This window comes from Nocardiopsis lucentensis DSM 44048, from assembly GCF_000341125.1.
Classification (GTDB): Bacteria; Actinomycetota; Actinomycetes; order Streptosporangiales; family Streptosporangiaceae; genus Nocardiopsis; species Nocardiopsis lucentensis.
On sequence record NZ_ANBC01000083.1, the window covers coordinates 1 to 2,445 of the forward strand.

At 69.3% G+C, this 2,445-nt stretch carries 2 protein-coding genes; one reads left to right on the forward strand and one right to left on the reverse strand.

Translation table 11 applies throughout. The annotated features are described in order from the left end of the window. The first annotated feature begins 262 nt into the window (after positions 1-262). The gene (gene pyk / locus D471_RS0102605) at positions 263-1,696 is read left to right on the forward strand and encodes a pyruvate kinase (protein ID WP_017597185.1); all 1,434 of its coding nucleotides are present in this window, start codon (positions 263-265) and stop codon (positions 1,694-1,696) included. A 128-nt stretch (positions 1,697-1,824) separates the two neighbouring features. Here pyk and D471_RS0102610 read toward each other — a convergent pair. After that, the coding region (locus D471_RS0102610; RefSeq protein ID WP_017597186.1) for a DUF1266 domain-containing protein at positions 1,825-2,445 on the reverse strand (621 nt) is incomplete at its 5' end.

Below are 2,445 nucleotides of genomic sequence, written 5' to 3' on the forward strand. Positions count from 1 at the left end.
CCTCCGACAACCCCTCCAGAACCCCCTGGAGAGCCGCCGTCTCCGACTCCAAAGCCGCCACGACCTCTTCGTAGGCGAACACCACGCACCCACCCCCACACGAACCCCGCAGACACCGACCGAACCCCAACGGACCCCGCCCCACCAGGCGGATCCACGCCCCACCACCCCCGCCACCGTTCGCCCCACCGCAGCCAGACATACGTCCATTCGCAACCTGGTTTAGACCACTCCATCCCCCAGACGCTCTAGAGTTGGAGACGTGACACGTCGAGCAAAAATCGTCGCGACCCTCGGTCCCGCCACCTCGAGCCCGGAGACACTCCGCAAGCTCGTCGACGCCGGACTGGACGTAGCGCGACTCAACCTCAGCCACGGAACCCACGACGACCACAGCGCCAACCTCGCCAACGTGCGAGCCGCCGCTGAGGCCGCACAACGATCGGTCGGCGTCCTCGCCGACCTCCAGGGCCCCAAGATCCGCCTCGGCACCTTCGCCGACGGGCCCCACGAACTCGCCCCCGGCGACGAGTTCACCATCACCACCGACGACATCCCCGGCGACGCCACCCGAGTCTCCACCACCTACAAGGGACTCCCCGGCGACGTCCGCCCCGGCGACCGCGTCCTCATCGACGATGGCCGCGTCGTGCTGGAATGCACCAAGACCACCAGCACCGACGTCCACACCCGGGTCGTCTACGGCGGAGCCGTCTCCAACCACAAGGGACTGAACCTCCCCGGCGTCGCCGTCAGCGTCCCCGCACTCACCGACAAGGACGAGGCCGACCTGCGCTGGGCCCTCCAGCACGGCGTCGACATGGTCGCGCTCTCCTTCGTCCGCAGCCCGGCCGACGCCGAGGAATGCCACCGGATCATGGACGACGAGGGCATCACCGTCCCCCTCATCGCCAAGATCGAAAAGCCTCAGGCCGTCGAACGCCTCCACGACATCATCGAGGTCTTCGACGGCGTCATGGTCGCCCGCGGCGACCTCGGCGTCGAACTGCCCCTGGAAAACGTTCCCATGGTGCAAAAACGCGCCATCGAACGCTGCCGCGACAAGGCCAAACCGGTCATCGTCGCCACCCAGATGCTCGAATCCATGATCGGAGCCCCCCGGCCCACCCGCGCCGAGGCCTCCGACGTCGCCAACGCCGTCCTCGACGGCGCCGACGCCGTCATGCTCTCCGGCGAGACCAGCGTCGGAAAGTACCCGATCGAGACCGTCGAGACCATGGCACGCATCGTCAGCGCCGCCGAACAGGAATCCCTCCGCGCCTCGCACATCCTCACCCGGGTGCCCGAGACCACCGGAGGAGCCATCGCCCGCGCCGCCGCCGAGATCGGAGCCACCGTCGGCGCCAAGGCACTCGTCGCCTTCACCATGTCCGGCGAGACCGCGCGCCGCCTCGCCCGCTACCGGTCGCCCATCCCCCTGATGGCGTTCAGCACCGAGGCCAGCACCCAGGGCCTGCTGTCCCTCGTCTGGGGCACGGAGACCAACCTCGTGCCGTGGGTCGACAACACCGACGACATGGTCCGCCAGGTGGAGGCCGAACTCCTCCAGCTCGGCGAGTACACCAAGGGCGACAAGGTCGTCATCGTCGCGGGCAGCCCGCCCGGGACCGTGGGATCCACCAACTCCCTGCGCGTCCACAAACTCGGCGACGCCGTCGCACTGAACACCCAGTAACACCCAGCCGCACCGGAGCGCCCACAAGGCGCCCGCAGACGGGCCGCATCAGGTCCGGCCCGGAGGAAGGCGAATGAGCCGCGCCGACCATCCGGGCCAGGACCGGTGCGGCCGACGCGTATCCGGAGCTAGTGCTGCTCCTGACCGCTGGACACCCCGCCCTCGGAGATCACCCGCTCCAACGGCATGTCCCACGGCAACAGGTTCCACGGACTGGCCGGATCCTCCGTCAACAGCCCCAACGCCGTCCACACCCGGTCGGCACCCCCGTGCTCACCCTCCACACCGCGCTCCGGCCACAACAGGTACCCGGCGTGGAAGGCCACCGACAACTGGTGCCACGACGAATAACGACGCTGCAGGTCGGAGGCCACCCGACGCAACAGCGTCTGCGTCTCCACCGGGCTCAGCCAGTCCAACGTCGCCCCACCGCACACCAGACGGATCACATGCACCGACTTCCACCACTGGAAGGCACCGATGATCACCGTCTCGTCGGCCTCCGGAGCGTCGGCCACCGAACGCAGCCGTTCGATCTGCTCCGGGGACAGCCGCACGGTCGCCCCCGTGGAGTGACCGCCCTGCTCCCGGGGCAGCCGCGACTTCGCCACGCCCGCGCGCAGGTCGACCACCAGGTCGAGGGACGGGCCCGAGTGCAGTTCCGCCTGGAGCTCCTCGACCGCGGCCAGGAGGGACTCACGGTCGATCACGCCCCACTGCTGGTCCAGGACCCGCCGGTAGCGGCGGGG